We start from the raw sequence: 17,627 nt of genomic DNA on the forward strand, positions 1-17,627 counted from the left end.
TGGAACAGGATAAAAAATAGACAAGGCATAAAGCTCTTGTCTATTGATAAAAAACCACATTCTATTTATCTAAAGGAAAAACTGCTATATCGTCTTCAGCAGCAAGTATTAACCACGTCTGCCTCCGCGGCCCCCTCTTTTCGTTTCTGTACTACGCTTAAGAGTTGATAAACGATCCTCACTGTCTTTCAAGAATCTTGCCATCTTCTGTTCAAAATTCTCTTTTGGTGCACGTGAGAAGTTATCGCGTGAACGATTATCGCCTCTTGAACGATTATCACCGCGACCATTATGACGTGGGCGAGGCTGATGCGTTTGCTCAGGGCGATCTTTTGCTTTTTTAATAGAAAGACCAATCTTTCCATCTTTCTCAACATTAATAACCTTTACTTCTACTTGGTCACCAACTTTTAAATGTTCGTTGATATCCTTAACATAATTATCAGCTACCTCGCTGATGTGAACAAGACCTGTTGTTCCTTCAGGCAATTCAACGAACGCCCCAAATTTAGTGATGCCTGTTACTTTTCCTTGTAACTTGCTGCCTACTTCGATTGACATAAAAAAAATGTTCCTCCTTAAAAATTTCAAAAATCATACATAGTTTATATTATAGCTAAAGTGAAAAAACAGTGTCAACATTAGTCCTTGTCTTCTTGTTTTTTTGGAAGATTAAAAATTACTTCACCTTCATTAGAAAGGAAGAAATCTCTTCTGGCGATCTTTGCTATGTACTCATCATCATTTAATTTCACTATCTCTTCCTCTAACAACTGTTGTTCCTTCTCTAAAGACGCCAACTTCGTTTCAATCTTTTGTTTTTCATTCATTTTCTTCTCGATCGCAGACGATTGAGAAAACAATGTCGAAATGGAGAAACCTGAAAGAATAGCAAAGATTATACCAAAAACAACAAGCCGCCGGATTAGACCACGCTTATTCTTGGCTTGCCTTTGATGTTTTTGCTCGCGCTGCTCTACATAGGTTGACTGAATTTTAGATACTTTCTTCTCTTTCAAGCTTCCCATCTCGTTCACTCCTTCTATAACTTTTTCTTCCTATTCCACTTGTCTACCATACTACTTATATATTTCTGTAATTTACCGAAAAATCCTTTAGAATAATTATGTAACTTCTCGACTTTATTTGTAACAGATTTCGGTAATAATTTATAAAATAGTCCTAAAATCCACACAATTGGAAAAAAAACGAGCCTTAAACACCATATTACGACTCTCAAGACCATTCTAACAAGGGTATATATACCCTTTAATACTAGTTTTATTACAAAAAGCAGTAAAGTAATTACACCTATAATAGGTTTAACAATTAATAACGTAAATAACCTTTTAAAAAATAATAAAGTTGCCTTACAAAAAGTTATAATCAGATTTAAAATTAAAAGATAGCCCTTCTTTAAAAGTGCTTGATATGCAGCAAAACCACACAATAGAGCTAGAAATAAATAAAGTCGAATCTCACCTTGATTCACAATAAACAAGACATAGAAGATCAGTAGGGCTTGCAAAATCCAAAATATTAAATCGTGAATAAATACGATCCATCTACTTCTTTTTGGCCGCTTCAGAAATAATTGATATGTATCTAAAGCAGCCCCAAAATAACTACCCATCCCAATCATTGCAATTAAAGTGTAAAACTGCGTAGATAGCGTCATCTGAATAACTTACCAAAGAAACCTTTACTCTTATCTCCAGAAGGCTCATCAACATAAACAAGATCGAAAATTTTACCCTTAATGGAGACAATACCACTATCTACATCTAAATTCTTCATTTGTAAGTTTTCACCTTTAATCGCTAAAAAACCCATACTTGTTTCTAATAAAAACTCCTCATTATCAAAGCTTTCGACCTGTTTAACGCCTGTTATTTCAAGAAGTCTACGACCTTTCATAATCACATCGTGTTCCGGTGTTTGACTTCTTAACTTATTAGCACCTTGTTCAAAATATTGGCTGCTCATTATACAACCTCCTGTACAAACTTTTTGTACAAATGTATGTAAGGAGGACGAGTTTTAGAACAAGGCTCAACATACCTTAAAACTCTTCTTGCTGAACTTTTTCTTCTTTCACAACACTATACATTTCTGCAGCTTCTTCTTTTCTCACGTTTTCTTGAAGTTTTTCAATACGTACAGTAACTAGCTTTTGGCCAAATTGAATAAATAGCTCATCGCCTACTTTAACGTTTGAACTAGCCTTTGCCGGTGTACCGTTAATGGAAATACGTCCTTTATCCGCTACTTCTTTCGCTAAAGTTCTTCTTTTAATCAAACGTGAAACTTTTAAAAATTTATCTAATCTCATTTTCTCTTCTCCTTTGTTCTTACATTCCTTGTGATTTTGCATCGTCCCAATATTGATCTAGTTGCTCTAACGTACACTGTTCAAATGTTAACTCTTGTTCCTGTAAACACTTCTCAATATATTGAAAACGTCGAGCAAATTTAACATTCGTTGTGTGCAATGCTTCTTCTGGATATATATCGTGAAAACGAGCAATATTAACAAGTGCAAATAATATATCCCCATATTCAGCTCGAATCTCTTCCAGCGTGGAGCCTTTCTTAACTTCTTCTTGAAACTCTTGAATTTCTTCTTTGACTTTCTCCCAAGCTGAATCTACTTCTTCCCAATCAAAGCCTACCTTGGCAGCACGTTTTTGGTATTCATATGCAACTAATAACTGCGATAAGGATTTCTCTACACCTGCTAATAAAGATTCAGAGCTTTTAGCTTTGTCACCTTTTTCACTGCTCTTTATTTTATTCCAATTTACTATTACTTCTTCTTCACTCTCAACACGCGTATCTCCAAATACATGCGGATGTCTACGAATCATTTTCTCACTTAAGACTTGTACAACATCATCGATGGTAAACATTCCTTCATCTTCACCAATTTGGGCATGTAACATAACTTGTAGTAACACATCACCTAATTCACTTATAATGCCCTCTGTATCGTCCTCATTAATAGCATCAATCAGTTCATACGCTTCTTCTAATGCATACTTCTTCAAACTTTCATGTGTTTGCTTTTGATCCCAAGGACAGCCGTTCGGACCTCTCAGCTCAGCTATAATGCTACGAAGTTTAAAGAATTCCTTCTGTAACAATTCCTCATTCGTTACAGGGGGCACATATACTGAAGTTAAGTTACTCAATTTCGCTTGTCGATCTAATTCATATAATGGTAGCCATGTTACATCTTCCGCTGAACTTCCAGCTGCTGTAACTAGTGCTACTTCATAATCGTCCGGAAATTTCTCCATCAATGTTAATTTTACTTCTGAAGCAATAAAGCCATCATATACTTGTCCGATAATAATATGCTGCTTCATTTGCAAAGACTCTCTCATCAAAGCTGTTCCATCTAATAGTTGGAATCCATCAATTGGATCGATTTTAACAGCTTGAAAAAGAGCATCTAGAAAGCTCTGTCCACCTTCAATAATTAATTCGATATTTTGTTTCTCCGTTTTCTCTAATAAGAGCTGTACCGTCATCTCCGCAACCATTGGATGCCCCGGTACTGTATATACCACATCTGAGCTTTTTGCTAAACGTACAATTGTATCCGATATCTCTTCGTAAACTTCCTTGAACGTGTCATATTTCTCATACACAGAATCGAAGCTTTCGAACTCTACCCCTTCTTGTTGGAGCTCATTAATAACGGGATGATCCATCGTTCTTGTATAGATTTTTTCAGTTGTTTTTAATTTCTTATATATGCCATAAGGAAGCTGATCAAGATCACCAGCACCTAAGCCCATAATTGTTATTTTATTACTCATCGTTATACTCCCATTTTTCAATCTATAATTTTTTGTTCTTTGGCAAAAATCTAGCCATTTTACTTCCAAAAGGTAAAAGCGCTAATTCTTCAAATGTAAATAAGCCCATTCGTATAATCACACACAAATATACAAGTGCTCCAGAAAAGACTTCTATCAACACTTCACAAGCAGTAAATAACCTATTAGTTGCAAAGTGTGCGCTAAGCATACCAAACAATTCCCTTTCGACAAAAAGTATGATAGACATACATAATGAAGCAAATAAGGTTAGTATGAAAGTTCGATTCTCAATAATAGGCTTTTTAAAGATTCTTCTCATGTATACGAATAAGATACATGCCATAACCATAAATGCCGCTGTTGTTGAAAAAGCAGCCCCCATAATGAATGCTTTAGGAACTAACATAATCATGAGTACAAATTTAACAAGTAACCCAATCACAATAATTGCTATCGCAATCATCGAGTAACCTAAGCTTTGAAGCACAAACATACCTGTCATTAAAAATGAGCAAAACAGAATCGACAAGCTTAATACACCTAATGCTTCGCTACCTTTTGCATTTGTAAATAACATAATATTAACGGGTTCTATAATCCAAAATAAGCCGACAGTCGCTGCCATTCCAAGCATAATACTAAGTCTATAAGACAGCTCTGTATACTTTCTTACGAGCTGCGTCTCTTGTTGTTGTTTAAACTTTGAAATCAACGGGACAATTGTTAACGATAGCGCTATCGTCGCGGTTGTACCTAATTGTAATAAAGGTTGCCCACGATCATAAACACCTTTCCATTGCTTAGCATCGGTCATTTCCATTCCCGAATCCGTTAGTAAAGGATATAAAACAAGCGCGTCCATGAATTGGATAAATACTAGAATTAAGCTACTAATACCGAAGATTATTCCTTGTCCTATTATTTGACGTGAAAGAGGAATTAAACTTTTTTTCATATTAAGACTATCGATTGTTATTATTTGTTTCCTTTTCATTCTCCAATAAAAAATCAATAAAATAAGTCCACTGACAGCACTACCTAAAACAGAACCGATAAATGCCCATTCCGCTACTTCGTATAAAGACAAACCATAATAATAGAAAATAATAGAAAAAACTAAGATAAAGCCAACACGAACCGCCTGCTCCGCAACTTGTGCCACAGCCGTAGGCATCATTTCTCCATCGCTCTGGAAAATCCCTTTAATAATAGATATAAAAGGTAAAAACAGAAAAGAAAATGAAATCATTTTTATTGATTTTATTAGCATTGGATCATTCATCATATTTGCAAGAAAACTTGCTCCAAAGAATAAAGCACTAAACATCACAAGGCTAATAATTGATAAGGAAACCCACGAAGTAAAGATAATTTCCGTGCGCGTATATGTTTTTTCTTCTTTGGTTTCTGCTAATAGTTTAGAAATAATCACCGGAAAACCATATGTTGAAAGAACAAGTACGAATGCGTAAAACGGATATACTTGCTGATATATATAAAACCCTACGTCTCCAACAATATTTTGATATGGAACGCGGTAAACAGCGCTTAATAATTTAATCACTATGGAGGATAGCGTTAATATAAATGCACCTTGAATGAACTTTTTGGAAAGGTCGGTATTACGTTTAATTGGTTCTTCACTCCTTTCCTTCGAATGAACACTTCCAGTTTGTATTATAGCATATAAGCTTTTTTCTCCTGTATACAGCCATATAGCTGATTTTTTCTATACAAAAAAAGGGCAGCATATGCTACCCATCTTTTTGTACATCCGTTTATTTTAAGATTCCATTTGACGAGCCAAGAATCCTGCAGCTGTTTCAACTGCTTTTTGTTCTACTTCGCCAAGAGTACCTTCTTTAGAAAAAATAATAACTGCACCGATTGGATCTCCATTCGCTACGATAGGAGCAATCGTATAAGATTGAATATCTTCAGTGAATCCATCAACTAAAGAGATTTGTGTTTTTTGTGTTTCCAAAGTTGGATTACGATCTTCCATTGTACTTTCAACTAAGTCGCTAATACTACGGTTTAAATAATCCTTTTTAGATCCTCCTGCTACAGTGATATATGTATCTCTATCACAAATTAATACAGGATTCCCTAGGCTATCAAATAAAGCTTCAGCGTATTCTTTTGCGAAATCACCCAATTCACTAATTGGAGAATACTTTTTCAAAATAACTTCTCCATCACGATCAACGAAGATTTCAAGCGGATCCCCTTCACGAATACGAAGAGTTCTACGAATTTCTTTAGGGATAACTACTCGTCCTAAATCATCTATACGACGAACGATTCCAGTTGCTTTCATCAAATGTTGCCTCACTTTCCTCTTTTTGGTATTAGTTATGATACTTTGAACTTTCAACATTTCCCATAACCTTATTGAACTTAGTATTTTTTTATACGCCAAGTTCTATTCATCCAGAAAACATTTTCTTACTATATTTCCCCTATTTATATTTCAACACGAAATTGTTCGGACTGCAACCAAAATTTATTATTATTGGTTGACTTTATCTTTTTTTACATCTTTAAGACCATTCACCAGATTTTCTAGCTTATTCATCCATTCTGCTGTTTCAGCGCCTTTAATTGGCAATATGATTTTTAGTCGTTTTCCTTCCATGCCTAGACCTACTCTTCTTTCGATTTGGCTTGTTAATTGGAATACTTTCGAACCATCAATATCACCACTTGCACTTTCCGATATTAAAATCACTACTTCTTGTTTCTGTTGTTTTATGGATTCGACATACGCATTCATAGAGTATACCTTGATATAAGCAATTCCAAATAAGTACTCCACTTCTACTGGGTAGTCTCCAAAGCGGTCCGTCATTTCTTCTTTTAATTCTTCGATTTCTTCTAACGTTGTAACACCACGGAATTTTTTATACATTTCGATTTTTTGGTTACCATCAGCAATATAATTATCAGGTATATATGCATCTACTTGAATATCTATTTCAACTTGGTGCTTCTCTTCAATAGGTTGATCAGTCATTCGGTGCTCAATAGCTTCTTTCAACATTTGTGAATACAAATCAAATCCAACAGAATCAATAAATCCGTGTTGTTCAGCTCCTAGTAAGTTCCCAGCTCCACGAATAGATAAATCACGCATGGCAATCTTGAAGCCTGAACCTAACTCTGTAAATTCCTTAATTGCTTGCAGACGTTTTTCAGCTACTTCAGTTAATACCTTATCTTTTCGATATGTGAAGTATGCATAAGCTACTCGGTTAGAACGTCCAACTCGTCCACGTAGCTGATACAACTGAGAAAGTCCCATTTTATCTGCATCATGCACAATAAGTGTATTCACATTTGGAATATCAACACCCGTCTCAATAATCGTCGTACTCACTAATACATCATATTCACCTTCAAGAAAACCAATCATCACTGTTTCTAATTCTTGCTCTGACATACGACCATGAGCATATACAACACGTGCATCCGGCACCAAAATGGAAATTTCTTCTGATTTTCTTGCTATATCTTCTACCCTGTTATATAGGAAGTAAACCTGCCCCTCGCGAGCAAGTTCTCGTTCAATAGCTTCTCTTACAAGAACGCCATTGTATTCCATAACATAAGTTTGTACCGGAAAACGATTCTCTGGTGGCGTTTCAATAACTGAAAGGTCTCTTACTCCTAGCATTGACATATGCAGTGTTCTTGGTATAGGTGTAGCAGTTAATGTTAATACATCTATATTCGCTTTTAATTGCTTAATTTTCTCTTTATGAGTTACTCCAAAGCGTTGTTCTTCATCAATAATTAGTAACCCTAAATCATGATATTGAACGTCTTTCGATAATATTCGGTGTGTACCTACTACAATATCAACCGTACCTGCCTTAACGCCTTTCAATGTCTCCGTTTGCTGCTTTCTTGTTCTGAAGCGATTCAATAAACCAATTGTAATTGGAAAATCTTGAAACCTTTCACGAATTGTATCGAAATGCTGTTGAGCTAGAATCGTTGTTGGTACTAAGAATGCTACTTGCTTACCGTCTGCAATCGCTTTAAATGCTGCACGAATTGCAACTTCTGTTTTACCATAACCAACATCACCGCAAAGAAGACGATCCATTGGTCGCTCACGTTGCATATCAAGTTTAATTTCATTAATAGATCGAATTTGATCTTCTGTTTCATTATAAGCAAACGCCGATTCAAACTCTCGCTGCATATCACCATCTGGAGAGAACGCATAACCCTTCGTTGCTTCACGCTCAGCATGAATCTTAATTAAATCATCAGCAATATCTTCTACAGAAGATTTAACTTTACTCTTCACACGCTTCCAGTCGTTTCCGCCCAGCTTATATAATTTCGGTTCTTTTCCTTCAGAAGCTACATATTTCTGAATGAGTTCAATTTGCTCTACAGGAACATACAATTGATCTGAACCTTGATAACGAATATTTAAGTAATCTTTATGCACACCCTTAATATCAAGTGTTTCGATACCTAAATATTTACCGATCCCATGATTTACGTGAACGACATAATCACCGATCTTTAACTCTGAATAACTCTTAATACGTTCAGCATTTGATAACTTTTGACGTTTAGTTGATCGCTTTGTTTTTTTGTTAAACAGCTCTTGTTCTGTAATTACAGCGAGCTTTTGCATCGGCAATTCAAAACCAGTATGCAAATTCCCTCTAGCAATCTGCACTTTACCATTTAAAATGGAACTAGATTCAGTCAGCTCTGCGGCTTCTACTTCATAATCATCCAATACTCTGCGTAGTTTCGCCATTCGTTCTTGTGTTGGTCCTAAAATAACTACGGAGTATTTACTCTTCTTCCAACGTTCAATCTCAGACTTAAATACATTCATTTGCCCGTGAAAATTTTGCATTTGTTTACACGTTACATTAATGATGTTTTGTGGATTGGTATGTGGAACATGTCGAAGAAACAAAGATAAATAAATTAATTTTTGAGTGGATGATGAAATAAGCTGCTGAAAGCTAAATGACAATTGAACGTCATGTATAATCTCTCCTTCACTTAGGAGATTCGTAAACCACTCTAATTCTTCCTTCTCAAGTGTTGTTGCTATTTCTTGTATTCGGCTGATTTCATCAAGGATTACCAAACCGTTAGTCGGTAAATAGTCTAGTAAACTAGTTGGCTGATCGTAAGCCAAACTGATATATTTAAAAATTTCATCTAGCTTGATATTTGTTCTTAATTGATTTAATTCAAAACTAACATTTTGTAATAATAGATTCTTTGTTTTTTCATTTTTGATTTTCTTCAAGCTCGTTTTGAGGCCATCTTCTAATAAGTTAGCCATTCGCTCAACATTTTCCTGTTCCAGTAATAGTTCTGTTGCAGGTCCAATTTGAACAGTGTTAACTTTTTCAAGCGATTTTTGATCTTCAATAGAAAAAGTTCGAATAGAATCTACTTCTGTATCAAACAATTCGATTCGAATTGGCTTGCTTTCTGTTAGCGGGTAAATATCTATGATGCCCCCACGCACACTAAATTCTCCAGGGGAAGATACCATATCTGCTCGATGATAACCCATTACAACAAATTGTTTTAACGTTGCTTCTAAATCGATTTCATTACCTACAGTGAAAGTTACTTGATACTTTCTCCATAGTTGTTTCGGAGGTAGAAGCTTACGGAAGCCACCCATTGGTACAATGACGATTCCGCTTTGATTTTGAGACCAATGGTTCAAAACTTCTATACGCTGTGCTCTTAACTCTGGACTCGCTATACTCAGTTCCGCTGCAATCAGTTCATTAGCAGGATAAATAAACAAATCTTCTTCTGAAACGAAATTCGATAAATCTTCATACAATTTCTGTGCTTGTAAGAGATTATATGTAACCACCAAGATTGATCGATTCGTTTGTCGATAAACAGAAGATATTAACATTGCTCGCGAAGAACCAGATAATCCAGCTACCAACTGCTCATGAAGACCTTCATCTACACCAGTTAAGATTGATTGTATATCTTCATTTTGCATAAATATTTGGTTAAGCGCGTTCATATCGAATTCCCCCTCTAAAAGCCATCATATTTAACTTTTACTCTTTTCATATTTTTGCGTCCTAACATAAATAGGACTATTCACTAGTTTTGTAATAAAACAAACGGAAAAATGCTTTGGAAAATTCCAAAGCTAATTTCTATTGAATAATATAATCCACTGCATGAAGATTTGGATTAGACTTTAAAGCTGATTCACAATCATCACAAACAATGGTGACATGAATATTTCCAAGAGGATCTGTCATAATAATTTCTTGATATTCTTGTGAATTCAATAGTTCAAAGCCAAGTTGTTCTATTTTTACCTCATGTTTAGGCAACATACCCAGACAGACACCACAATGCCTACATGTATAATATAAGCTCATGCTATTAGCCCCTTTTATCCATTTACTGCTAGTATGAACAAAATGGGAGGGTATTTATTCACCGGTTCAAGATAAAATTTAACAATCGTTATTACTTTTAATTATGCTCATTCATTACTTGTAAGAACGGTTTTTGTAAAAAATCATCACATGCTTTACTACAAGACTTGATCACATCTTGCATGATAGCCCACTCTTCTTCTTGAAATCTTCCTAATACGTGGTTAGTAACAGGCATCGCTCCATGCGGACGCCCAATCCCGATACGTACTCGATTGAATTCCTGTGTGCCTAAATGGGCAATCATTGACTTGATCCCATTATGACCGCCCGCTCCACCTTTTTGGCGCAGTCGAAGTTTACCTACTTCTAAATCTAAATCATCATAGAAGACAACAATGTCATCTAAATCCACTTTAAAATAGTCCATTACAGCCTTTATACTTTCACCTGATAAATTCATATATGTCATTGGTTTAAGCAGGATTACTTTTGTTCCATCTGCATAGCCAACACCATAAAGACCTTTATGTTTTGCTTGGTTCAATGGAATATTCCACTGATTTGCAAGAGCATCTATTACTTCAAATCCTATATTATGCCTTGTCTTCTCATATTCTTTACCAGGATTCCCTAAACCTATTATTAATTTCATTAAGATGTTTCAACTCCAACAATGACGTTTCTTTTTTTATGTCTAGCTCGATGTGGAACTTAACTAATGCTTTTACTTTACTTAATTAAGTTCTATTATTATTCAATAATAAATTTTTATATTCTATATGTATTCCCTAAAAAAGATGAATTTCCTCTTCTTAAAAGAAATTTGACAAATAAACTGCAATAAAGACGTAGCTTTATAGCCACGTCTTTACTATTATAACATGATTATTCAGTTTCTTGCTGTAATCACTTCTATACCCTTACGCTTTACTCGTCTACAGATTCTGTAGCCTCTTCTTCCGCTTCTAGTTTTGGTGCTAAAACAGATGCAATCACTTCATCTTCCTCATGATTTATTTCAATAGAAGCATTACTTTTAATATTTCCAATCGTAAGTGTTTCACCAATCTGTAAGTCAGTCACATTTACTTCAATACTTTCTGGAAGATCTTTTGGTTTTGCTGTAACTGCCACTTCATATAAAGCTTGTTGCAAAGTACCTCCTTCTTTAACACCCTTCGGAGTACCCACCAATTTTAGTTGAACATTACTAGTAACATCCTCAGATAAATTAACAGCAAGAAAATCAACATGTATGTATTCATTTTTTAGTGAATCATACTGATATTCCTTCATCATGACATTTTCTTGTTGGCCGTTCAGCTTCAATTGAATAATTCCATTCTTTCCTACATCAGAAATTGTTTTCTTCAAACTTTTGACACTGACTGCGATTGGTGTACTTTCAATCTTTCCTCCATAGATAACAGCAGGTATGTCACCTTGTAGTCTCATTCCATGTAGCTTAGATTTTGTAAACTCTTTCCTTTCCTTTGCAAGCAATGTACTTCCCATAATTTATTAACACCATCCCTTTTTAGTATAAATAAACCTATATTTATCACATTCCCTAACAAAATAAGAATAAACATCTAATGTCCACCCGTATTCTTTTCTAGCTATTTAAATACGCAAAAAAAGCGGCTTCCATATCGTATGGAAAGCCGCTTTATTTAAATTATAATCAATCAAATAATACACTCACAGATTGATCTTCATAAACACGAATAATGGATTCTGCAAGTAATGGAGCTACAGAAAGTTCAACCACTTTGTCAATTTTCTTTTCTTCTGGAAGTGCTATAGAGTTAGTAACTACTAATTCTTTAATTTGAGAATTTTGGATACGTTCAATTGCTGGGCCAGAAAGAACTGGATGCGTACAGCAAGCATATACTTCAGCAGCACCATTTTCCACTAATGCATTTGCAGCTAGTGTAATTGTTCCCGCTGTATCGATAATATCATCGATTAGAATAGCTGTTTTGCCTTCAATATTACCTACAATATTCATAACTTCAGCTACGTTTGGTCTTGGACGACGCTTGTCGATAATCGCAATTGGAGCTTTTAAGCGATCTGCCATTTTACGAGCTCGAGTTACTCCACCATGATCAGGAGAAACGATAACGATATCGTTTAAATTTTTCTTTTCAAAGTAATCCGATAGAATTGGAACACCCATTAAATGATCAATCGGAATATCGAAGAAACCTTGAATTTGTGGTGCATGAAGATCTAAAGAAATAACGCGATGTGCACCAGCTGTTTCAATTAGGTTAGCAACTAATTTAGCTGTAATTGGCTCACGAGCACGCGCTTTACGATCTTGACGTGCATAACCGTAGTATGGAATAACGACATTAATCGTTTTAGCAGATGCACGTTTTAATGCATCGATTAAAATCAATAGTTCCATTAAGTTTTCGTTAACTGGTTGGCTTGTAGATTGAATGATAAATACATCGCAACCACGAATACTTTCTTCGATATTAATTTGAATTTCTCCATCACTAAAGTGCGTTACAGAACACTTCCCTAATTCTACTCCAATTACTTTTGCAATTTCCTCTGCTAATCCGCGATTTGAATTAAGTGAGAACACTTTTAAATTCGGATCAAGATACTGATTTGACATGGTGAACCTCCATTGGTTATTTATTAATATTTAATTTATTTACATAATCCTCTTTATTCACTTGTCGTGCTCGAGCAATAGCAAGAGACTCGCCTGGGACATCTTCCGTAATCGTTGATCCAGCAGCAATATAAGCTCCATCTCCAATTGATACTGGTGCAACTAAATTAGAATTACAACCAACGAATACGTCGTCGCCAATCTTTGTCAAAAATTTATTTTTACCATCATAATTTACAGTAATTGAGCCGCATCCTACGTTTACATTACTACCCACTTCAGCATCTCCAATATAGCTTAAGTGCGACGCTTTGCTTCCATTACCGAAGATAGATTTTTTAATTTCCACAAAATTACCGATTTTCACTTCATCCGCAATTTGAGACTGCGGTCGAATGTGAGCAAAAGGTCCAATATTTACATGAGATCCAATACTACTATTATGCGCTACAGATTGGCGAATAACTGTAAAATCACCAATTTCACATTCTGCTATTTCCGTATTGGGACCTATTTCACAATCGCTTCCAATAGCAGTACCTGACTTGATGGTTGTTCCAGGATAAATAATTGTATCTGGACCAATCGTTACATCAGCTTCAATATATGTTTGCTCTGGATCAATTAAAGTAACGCCATTTCTCATGTGTTCAATATTAATACGCTTTCTCATAACCTTTTCAGCTTCAGCTAAAGCGATTCGGTCATTTACACCTAATGTCTCTTCAAAATCATCCGTCTGATAAGCGGTCACAGTTTCGCCTTCAGATTTTAATATTTCGATAACATCTGGTAGGTAATATTCACCTTGAACATTATCATTAGATACTTTTTTAAGAGCATCGAATAATGCTTGATTATCGAAACAATACGTACCAGTATTAATCTCTGTAACTTGCTTCTCTGCTTCTGTAGCATCTTTATGTTCAACAATCTTCTCAACAAATCCATCTTTATTACGAATAATTCTACCGTAACCAGTAGGATCTTCTAAGTAAGCGGTTAATACAGATGCTTTTGCTCCTTGTGCTTCATGCTGCTTAATTAAAGCTTCCATTGTTTCCGCTTTAATTAAAGGAGTATCCCCACAGATAACAAATGTCGTGCCTTGCTTTCCTTGCAATAATGCTTCAGCTTGCATTACAGCATGCGCCGTTCCTAATTGCTCACTTTGAAGTGCAAAACTACATTTATCTCCTAATTGAGCCTGAACTTTTTCCGCTCCATGACCTACAATTGTAACTGTTTCCTTTACATTTAGAGCTGAAACTTGGTCCAATACATGTTGAACCATAGGTTTACCACAAACAGAATGAAGAACCTTATATAGTTTTGACTTCATTCTAGTTCCTTGTCCTGCTGCTAAAACGATTGCAAAACGATTACTCATGACGTTCCTCCCTACATTGTGTATTATCTATTCCGTGCATTTTTATAGATTACTTTCATCAATATCCTTATAAAATATATCTCAAATGACTAACCTTTTCAACAATCGTCTTAAATTTGTACTGTTTTGGAAGATATTCACTGTAAGAAGAAACAATTAGTTCGCTATATATAAAAATTATTTAATAATACAATTCTAATTTATAGTACCAAATTTATTCCATTTTGTATAAAGTGAAACACTGAGCGTGGGATTTCCGTCCATACCCCATGAATTAAAGGAAACTAATCGTTCTGCTCGAATCAAGTAAAAATATTTTTCAGCACAGAAAAAAGAGCCTTACTTAAGAAGTAAGTGCTCTTGTTGCTTGTCTGGTTAATTGATTTGAATTAAGCGCCTGCTTCTTCTAACTCCACTTCTTCTAACCCCTCAACCTCACCAAGACGATGATACTCTGTTAAAACCGCATCCTGAATTTTTCCTCGAGTGGATGAATTAATTGGGTGAGCAATATCACGGAATTCTCCGTCTGGAGTTCGTTTGCTCGGCATCGCTACAAATAAACCATTATTACCATCAATCACACGAATATCATGAATAACAAACTCATTATCCAGAGTAATGGATGCGATTGCTCTCATTCGACCATCCGTGTTAACGCGGCGTAATCTTACGTCAGTTACTTCCATCGTGTTCACCACCTTCAATTAATAAAAACTTATGCTAAATTAAATTCAACAAAAATATTCATAATCCTCCTAAACTTTAAAAAATTTTCAATATTTTTTCAATTTTATAAATAAAGGAATGAAATAGGCAGTAAACACTAGGGTTTTATAGAATCTTATATGGTTCATAAAAAAGGTGAGTTTTACGCTTTTAATTACTCACCTTTTTTAGTGTTACATAATTACTTTATTTAACAAGTGCAATAACTTCAATTTCTAATAGCACATCTTTAGGCAAGCGTGCTACTTCTACGCATGATCTGGCTGGCTTATGTTCAACAAAGTATTGACCATATACTTCATTAATCGCAGCAAAATCATCCATGTTTTTAATGAAGACTGTTGCTTTCACAACAGTCTCCAACGAAGCGTTAGCTGCTTGTAAAACTGCTTGTAAATTCTTAAATACTTGATGCGTCTGCTCTTGGATGCCGCCTTCTATTAAATTCCCCTCGGCAGTTAATGGTATTTGCCCAGAGCTATAGAACATATTATTCACTACAATTCCTTGAGAATATGGACCAATTGCTGCTGGAGCGTCTGGTGTAAATACAACTTTCATAAAAATTCCTCCCTTATCCATTTATTTCGTCATGTTAAAGTAATTTCCTTGCGTTATGTGTATCTTTTTTTCTTTAACATCTACTTCAGCTAGCTTTAATAATGAAAGATAATTGTCTACTAAGCGCTCTTCTGTATCCTCAGATTCAATTAAGACCGCTACCCCTGATACAGTAGCATCAAACTCTTCCAATAAGCTGATCATGCCATTTAATGTGCCTCCTGCTTTCATGAAATCATCAACAACCAGCACTTTTGATCCTACGTCTAAGCTTCGCTTTGATAACAACATCGTTTGAATACGTTTTGATGAGCCAGAAATATAATTAATGCTAACAGTTGGACCTTCCGTTACTTTATTGTCACGACGTACAATAACCACAGGAACATTTAAATGACTTGCTACAGCATACGCGATTGGAATCCCTTTTGTAGCCATTGTCATAATGACATCCACTTGCTTATCTGCATAAGCAGAAGCAATTAACCGACCTACTTTATCCATAATCTGTGGATTACCTAGAATATCGTTCATATATAAATAACCACCTGGTAAAAGACGATCCGGTTTTTCCATAATATCGCACATTTTGCCAATAATTTGTGCTGCTTCTTCCTTATTAGCTCGTACAATATATTTAACTCCCCCAGCTGCGCCTGGAACAGTAACTAATAATCCTATACCACGTTGTTCAAACGTTTCTTTTATAATCGTTAAATCTTCACTAATAGAAGACTTAGCAGAACCATATCTTTCTGCAAAAAAAGTAAGTGGGACAAGCTGACTTGGATTTTCTAATAAATAGTTTGTCATATCTACAAGTCGTTCACTTCTACGAAATTTCAACGTCAACCCTCCTTAAAATCCGAATATTTTTATAATTATATTAACTTAATATACGTGTTTATTCAAGAGTAGATGGCTCTCCTAACAATCTTACTGCATGTACTTGTTCACAGAAACCACGCAACCCATTATATACTCTATGCATTCTTGAATCATACTCTACTAACCCAAATACCGTCGGTCCACTACCGCTCATTAATACTGCGTCCGCACCAAATTTTTTCATTTGCTTCTTAATATTTGATACCTCTGGATATAACGAAAGGGTCACTTGTTCAAGTACGTTCCCAACATGATCGCATACCATTTGATAATCGTTTTTAGCTATTGCGTCTACCATCCCTTCAATGTTCGGATGGTTCACTTCTGCTACATCTAGTCGTTTATATATATCAGCAGTCGAAACTCCCATTACTGGTTTTGCAAGAACAACCCAGCATTTCGGAGGACTTGTTAAGTGCTTAATCTTTTCCCCTCTTCCAGTTGCAAGAGCCGTTCCTCCGTAAACACAAAAAGAAACATCTGAACCAATTTCAGAGCCGATTTCAGCTAATTCATCTAAGCTTAAACCTAATTGCCAAAGTTTATTCAATCCTCTCAATGTAGCAGCTGCATCACTGCTTCCTCCAGCCAATCCAGCAGCGACAGGAATATTCTTCTCAATGGTAATATTAACGCCCTGTTTTATATGATAACGTCTTTTCAGTAATGATGCCGCTTGATAAGCCAAATTTCTTTCGTCATCTGGCACATAGCGATTATGTGAAAAGATTTTAATTTCATCTACTTTCTTTTCTTCCAACTCTATACGATCAGCAAGGTCGACAGTAGTCATTATCATTTCTACTTCGTGATACTGATCTGGTCTTTTATACAGCACATCAAGAGCAAGGTTTATTTTAGCCGGTGCTTTCTCCATTAACTTCACAACAATCCACCTACTTTGCGTTCTTAAAAAGTTCTTGTCCTATTTTACCATATCTCTTTTTTGAACGTGGCGTTTTTTAAAAGGCATTCTATAAAAGAACAAAACTCCAAGAAAATAGCAAGAACATCATCTCTTGTATAAAGTTATATCCAATATTATATCTACTTTAATCCCTTCACCAACTATTATGTAAGTAAACCTTTAAAGAAAAGCGGAAGCGACCGTTTTGCTCCGTATGGACTGGAGCTCTCCGACTGAGATAAAGGATACACGAAGAGCTGATAAGCGATTC

Annotated in this window: 18 protein-coding genes; all 18 read right to left on the bottom strand. The window is 35.4% G+C overall.

Going from position 1 to position 17,627, the window contains the following annotated elements:
• Window positions 1–108: 108 nt before the first annotated feature.
• The 18 genes from V7014_RS02275 to ispE all read right to left on the bottom strand — a co-directional run bounded on the left by V7014_RS02275 (window position 109) and on the right by ispE (window position 17,335).
• Window positions 109–561, bottom strand: a complete 453-nt coding sequence (locus V7014_RS02275) for a S1 domain-containing RNA-binding protein (protein ID WP_205063666.1) — start codon at window positions 559–561, stop codon at window positions 109–111.
• An 80-nt stretch (window positions 562–641) separates the two neighbouring features.
• A complete protein-coding gene (locus V7014_RS02280) occupies window positions 642–1,028 on the bottom strand; it encodes an FtsB family cell division protein (RefSeq protein WP_335503768.1) in 387 nt (128 codons plus the stop codon).
• Window positions 1,029–1,042: 14 nt separating this feature from the next.
• Entirely contained in the window at window positions 1,043–1,678 is a 636-nt protein-coding gene (gene yabQ / locus V7014_RS02285; protein WP_335503771.1) for a spore cortex biosynthesis protein YabQ, read from the bottom strand.
• Window positions 1,675–1,986, bottom strand: coding sequence for a sporulation protein YabP (gene yabP / locus V7014_RS02290; RefSeq protein ID WP_335503773.1), 312 nt, complete (start codon window positions 1,984–1,986; stop codon window positions 1,675–1,677). The genes yabQ and yabP overlap by 4 nt, the downstream gene beginning before the upstream one ends.
• A 76-nt stretch (window positions 1,987–2,062) precedes the next feature.
• Entirely contained in the window at window positions 2,063–2,332 is a 270-nt protein-coding gene (locus V7014_RS02295) for an RNA-binding S4 domain-containing protein (RefSeq protein WP_335503775.1), read from the bottom strand.
• 19 nt (window positions 2,333–2,351) lie between these two features.
• Window positions 2,352–3,824, bottom strand: a complete 1,473-nt coding sequence (gene mazG, locus V7014_RS02300; protein ID WP_335503778.1) for a nucleoside triphosphate pyrophosphohydrolase — start codon at window positions 3,822–3,824, stop codon at window positions 2,352–2,354.
• A 22-nt stretch (window positions 3,825–3,846) separates the two neighbouring features.
• A complete protein-coding gene (locus V7014_RS02305; protein WP_335503801.1) occupies window positions 3,847–5,544 on the bottom strand; it encodes a putative polysaccharide biosynthesis protein in 1,698 nt (565 codons plus the stop codon).
• 66 nt (window positions 5,545–5,610) lie between these two features.
• Complete coding sequence (gene spoVT / locus V7014_RS02310) at window positions 5,611–6,147, bottom strand: stage V sporulation protein T (protein ID WP_335503781.1); 537 nt, start codon at window positions 6,145–6,147, stop codon at window positions 5,611–5,613.
• Between the two features lie 192 nt (window positions 6,148–6,339).
• Complete coding sequence (gene mfd, locus V7014_RS02315; protein ID WP_335503783.1) at window positions 6,340–9,870, bottom strand: transcription-repair coupling factor; 3,531 nt, start codon at window positions 9,868–9,870, stop codon at window positions 6,340–6,342.
• A gap of 139 nt (window positions 9,871–10,009) precedes the next feature.
• Window positions 10,010–10,240, bottom strand: a complete 231-nt coding sequence (locus tag V7014_RS02320) for an anti-sigma-F factor Fin family protein (RefSeq protein WP_335503785.1) — start codon at window positions 10,238–10,240, stop codon at window positions 10,010–10,012.
• A 97-nt stretch (window positions 10,241–10,337) separates the two neighbouring features.
• A complete protein-coding gene (gene pth / locus V7014_RS02325) occupies window positions 10,338–10,895 on the bottom strand; it encodes an aminoacyl-tRNA hydrolase (RefSeq protein ID WP_335503787.1) in 558 nt (185 codons plus the stop codon).
• A 275-nt stretch (window positions 10,896–11,170) separates the two neighbouring features.
• Complete coding sequence (locus V7014_RS02330; protein WP_335503789.1) at window positions 11,171–11,758, bottom strand: 50S ribosomal protein L25/general stress protein Ctc; 588 nt, start codon at window positions 11,756–11,758, stop codon at window positions 11,171–11,173.
• Between the two features lie 169 nt (window positions 11,759–11,927).
• Window positions 11,928–12,881 (bottom strand): ribose-phosphate diphosphokinase, encoded by a 954-nt coding sequence (locus V7014_RS02335; protein ID WP_335503790.1) that lies wholly within the window; start codon window positions 12,879–12,881, stop codon window positions 11,928–11,930.
• Window positions 12,882–12,897: 16 nt separating this feature from the next.
• Window positions 12,898–14,271 carry a bifunctional UDP-N-acetylglucosamine diphosphorylase/glucosamine-1-phosphate N-acetyltransferase GlmU gene (gene glmU, locus V7014_RS02340; protein WP_335503792.1) on the bottom strand — a complete coding sequence of 458 codons (1,374 nt, stop codon included), beginning with the start codon at window positions 14,269–14,271 and terminating at the stop codon, window positions 12,898–12,900.
• Window positions 14,272–14,660: 389 nt separating this feature from the next.
• Window positions 14,661–14,960, bottom strand: coding sequence for a septation regulator SpoVG (gene spoVG, locus V7014_RS02345; protein ID WP_042353267.1), 300 nt, complete (start codon window positions 14,958–14,960; stop codon window positions 14,661–14,663).
• 226 nt (window positions 14,961–15,186) lie between these two features.
• Window positions 15,187–15,561 carry a RidA family protein gene (locus V7014_RS02350; protein ID WP_335503795.1) on the bottom strand — a complete coding sequence of 125 codons (375 nt, stop codon included), beginning with the start codon at window positions 15,559–15,561 and terminating at the stop codon, window positions 15,187–15,189.
• A gap of 21 nt (window positions 15,562–15,582) precedes the next feature.
• Window positions 15,583–16,407 carry a pur operon repressor gene (gene purR / locus V7014_RS02355; RefSeq protein ID WP_335503797.1) on the bottom strand — a complete coding sequence of 275 codons (825 nt, stop codon included), beginning with the start codon at window positions 16,405–16,407 and terminating at the stop codon, window positions 15,583–15,585.
• Window positions 16,408–16,465: 58 nt separating this feature from the next.
• Window positions 16,466–17,335, bottom strand: coding sequence for a 4-(cytidine 5'-diphospho)-2-C-methyl-D-erythritol kinase (gene ispE / locus V7014_RS02360; protein WP_335503799.1), 870 nt, complete (start codon window positions 17,333–17,335; stop codon window positions 16,466–16,468).
• Window positions 17,336–17,627 lie beyond the last annotated feature (292 nt).

Source organism: Bacillus sp. JJ722 (genome assembly GCF_036963345.1).
Taxonomy (GTDB): Bacteria; Bacillota; Bacilli; order Bacillales; family DSM-1321; genus Bacillus_AD.

Coding starts and splice junctions, on each gene's coding strand:
- spoVT (WP_335503781.1), bottom strand. CDS start 6,147: ATGAAAGCAACTGGAATCGTTCGTCGTATAGATGATTTAGGACGAGTA.
- spoVG (WP_042353267.1), bottom strand. CDS start 14,960: ATGGAAGTAACTGACGTAAGATTACGCCGCGTTAACACGGATGGTCGA.
- V7014_RS02335 (WP_335503790.1), bottom strand. CDS start 12,881: ATGTCAAATCAGTATCTTGATCCGAATTTAAAAGTGTTCTCACTTAAT.
- V7014_RS02330 (WP_335503789.1), bottom strand. CDS start 11,758: ATGGGAAGTACATTGCTTGCAAAGGAAAGGAAAGAGTTTACAAAATCT.
- glmU (WP_335503792.1), bottom strand. CDS start 14,271: ATGAGTAATCGTTTTGCAATCGTTTTAGCAGCAGGACAAGGAACTAGA.
- yabP (WP_335503773.1), bottom strand. CDS start 1,986: ATGAGCAGCCAATATTTTGAACAAGGTGCTAATAAGTTAAGAAGTCAA.
- V7014_RS02280 (WP_335503768.1), bottom strand. CDS start 1,028: ATGGGAAGCTTGAAAGAGAAGAAAGTATCTAAAATTCAGTCAACCTAT.
- V7014_RS02275 (WP_205063666.1), bottom strand. CDS start 561: ATGTCAATCGAAGTAGGCAGCAAGTTACAAGGAAAAGTAACAGGCATC.
- V7014_RS02350 (WP_335503795.1), bottom strand. CDS start 15,561: ATGAAAGTTGTATTTACACCAGACGCTCCAGCAGCAATTGGTCCATAT.
- V7014_RS02295 (WP_335503775.1), bottom strand. CDS start 2,332: ATGAGATTAGATAAATTTTTAAAAGTTTCACGTTTGATTAAAAGAAGA.
- mfd (WP_335503783.1), bottom strand. CDS start 9,870: ATGAACGCGCTTAACCAAATATTTATGCAAAATGAAGATATACAATCA.
- yabQ (WP_335503771.1), bottom strand. CDS start 1,678: ATGACGCTATCTACGCAGTTTTACACTTTAATTGCAATGATTGGGATG.
- pth (WP_335503787.1), bottom strand. CDS start 10,895: ATGAAATTAATAATAGGTTTAGGGAATCCTGGTAAAGAATATGAGAAG.
- V7014_RS02320 (WP_335503785.1), bottom strand. CDS start 10,240: ATGAGCTTATATTATACATGTAGGCATTGTGGTGTCTGTCTGGGTATG.
- mazG (WP_335503778.1), bottom strand. CDS start 3,824: ATGAGTAATAAAATAACAATTATGGGCTTAGGTGCTGGTGATCTTGAT.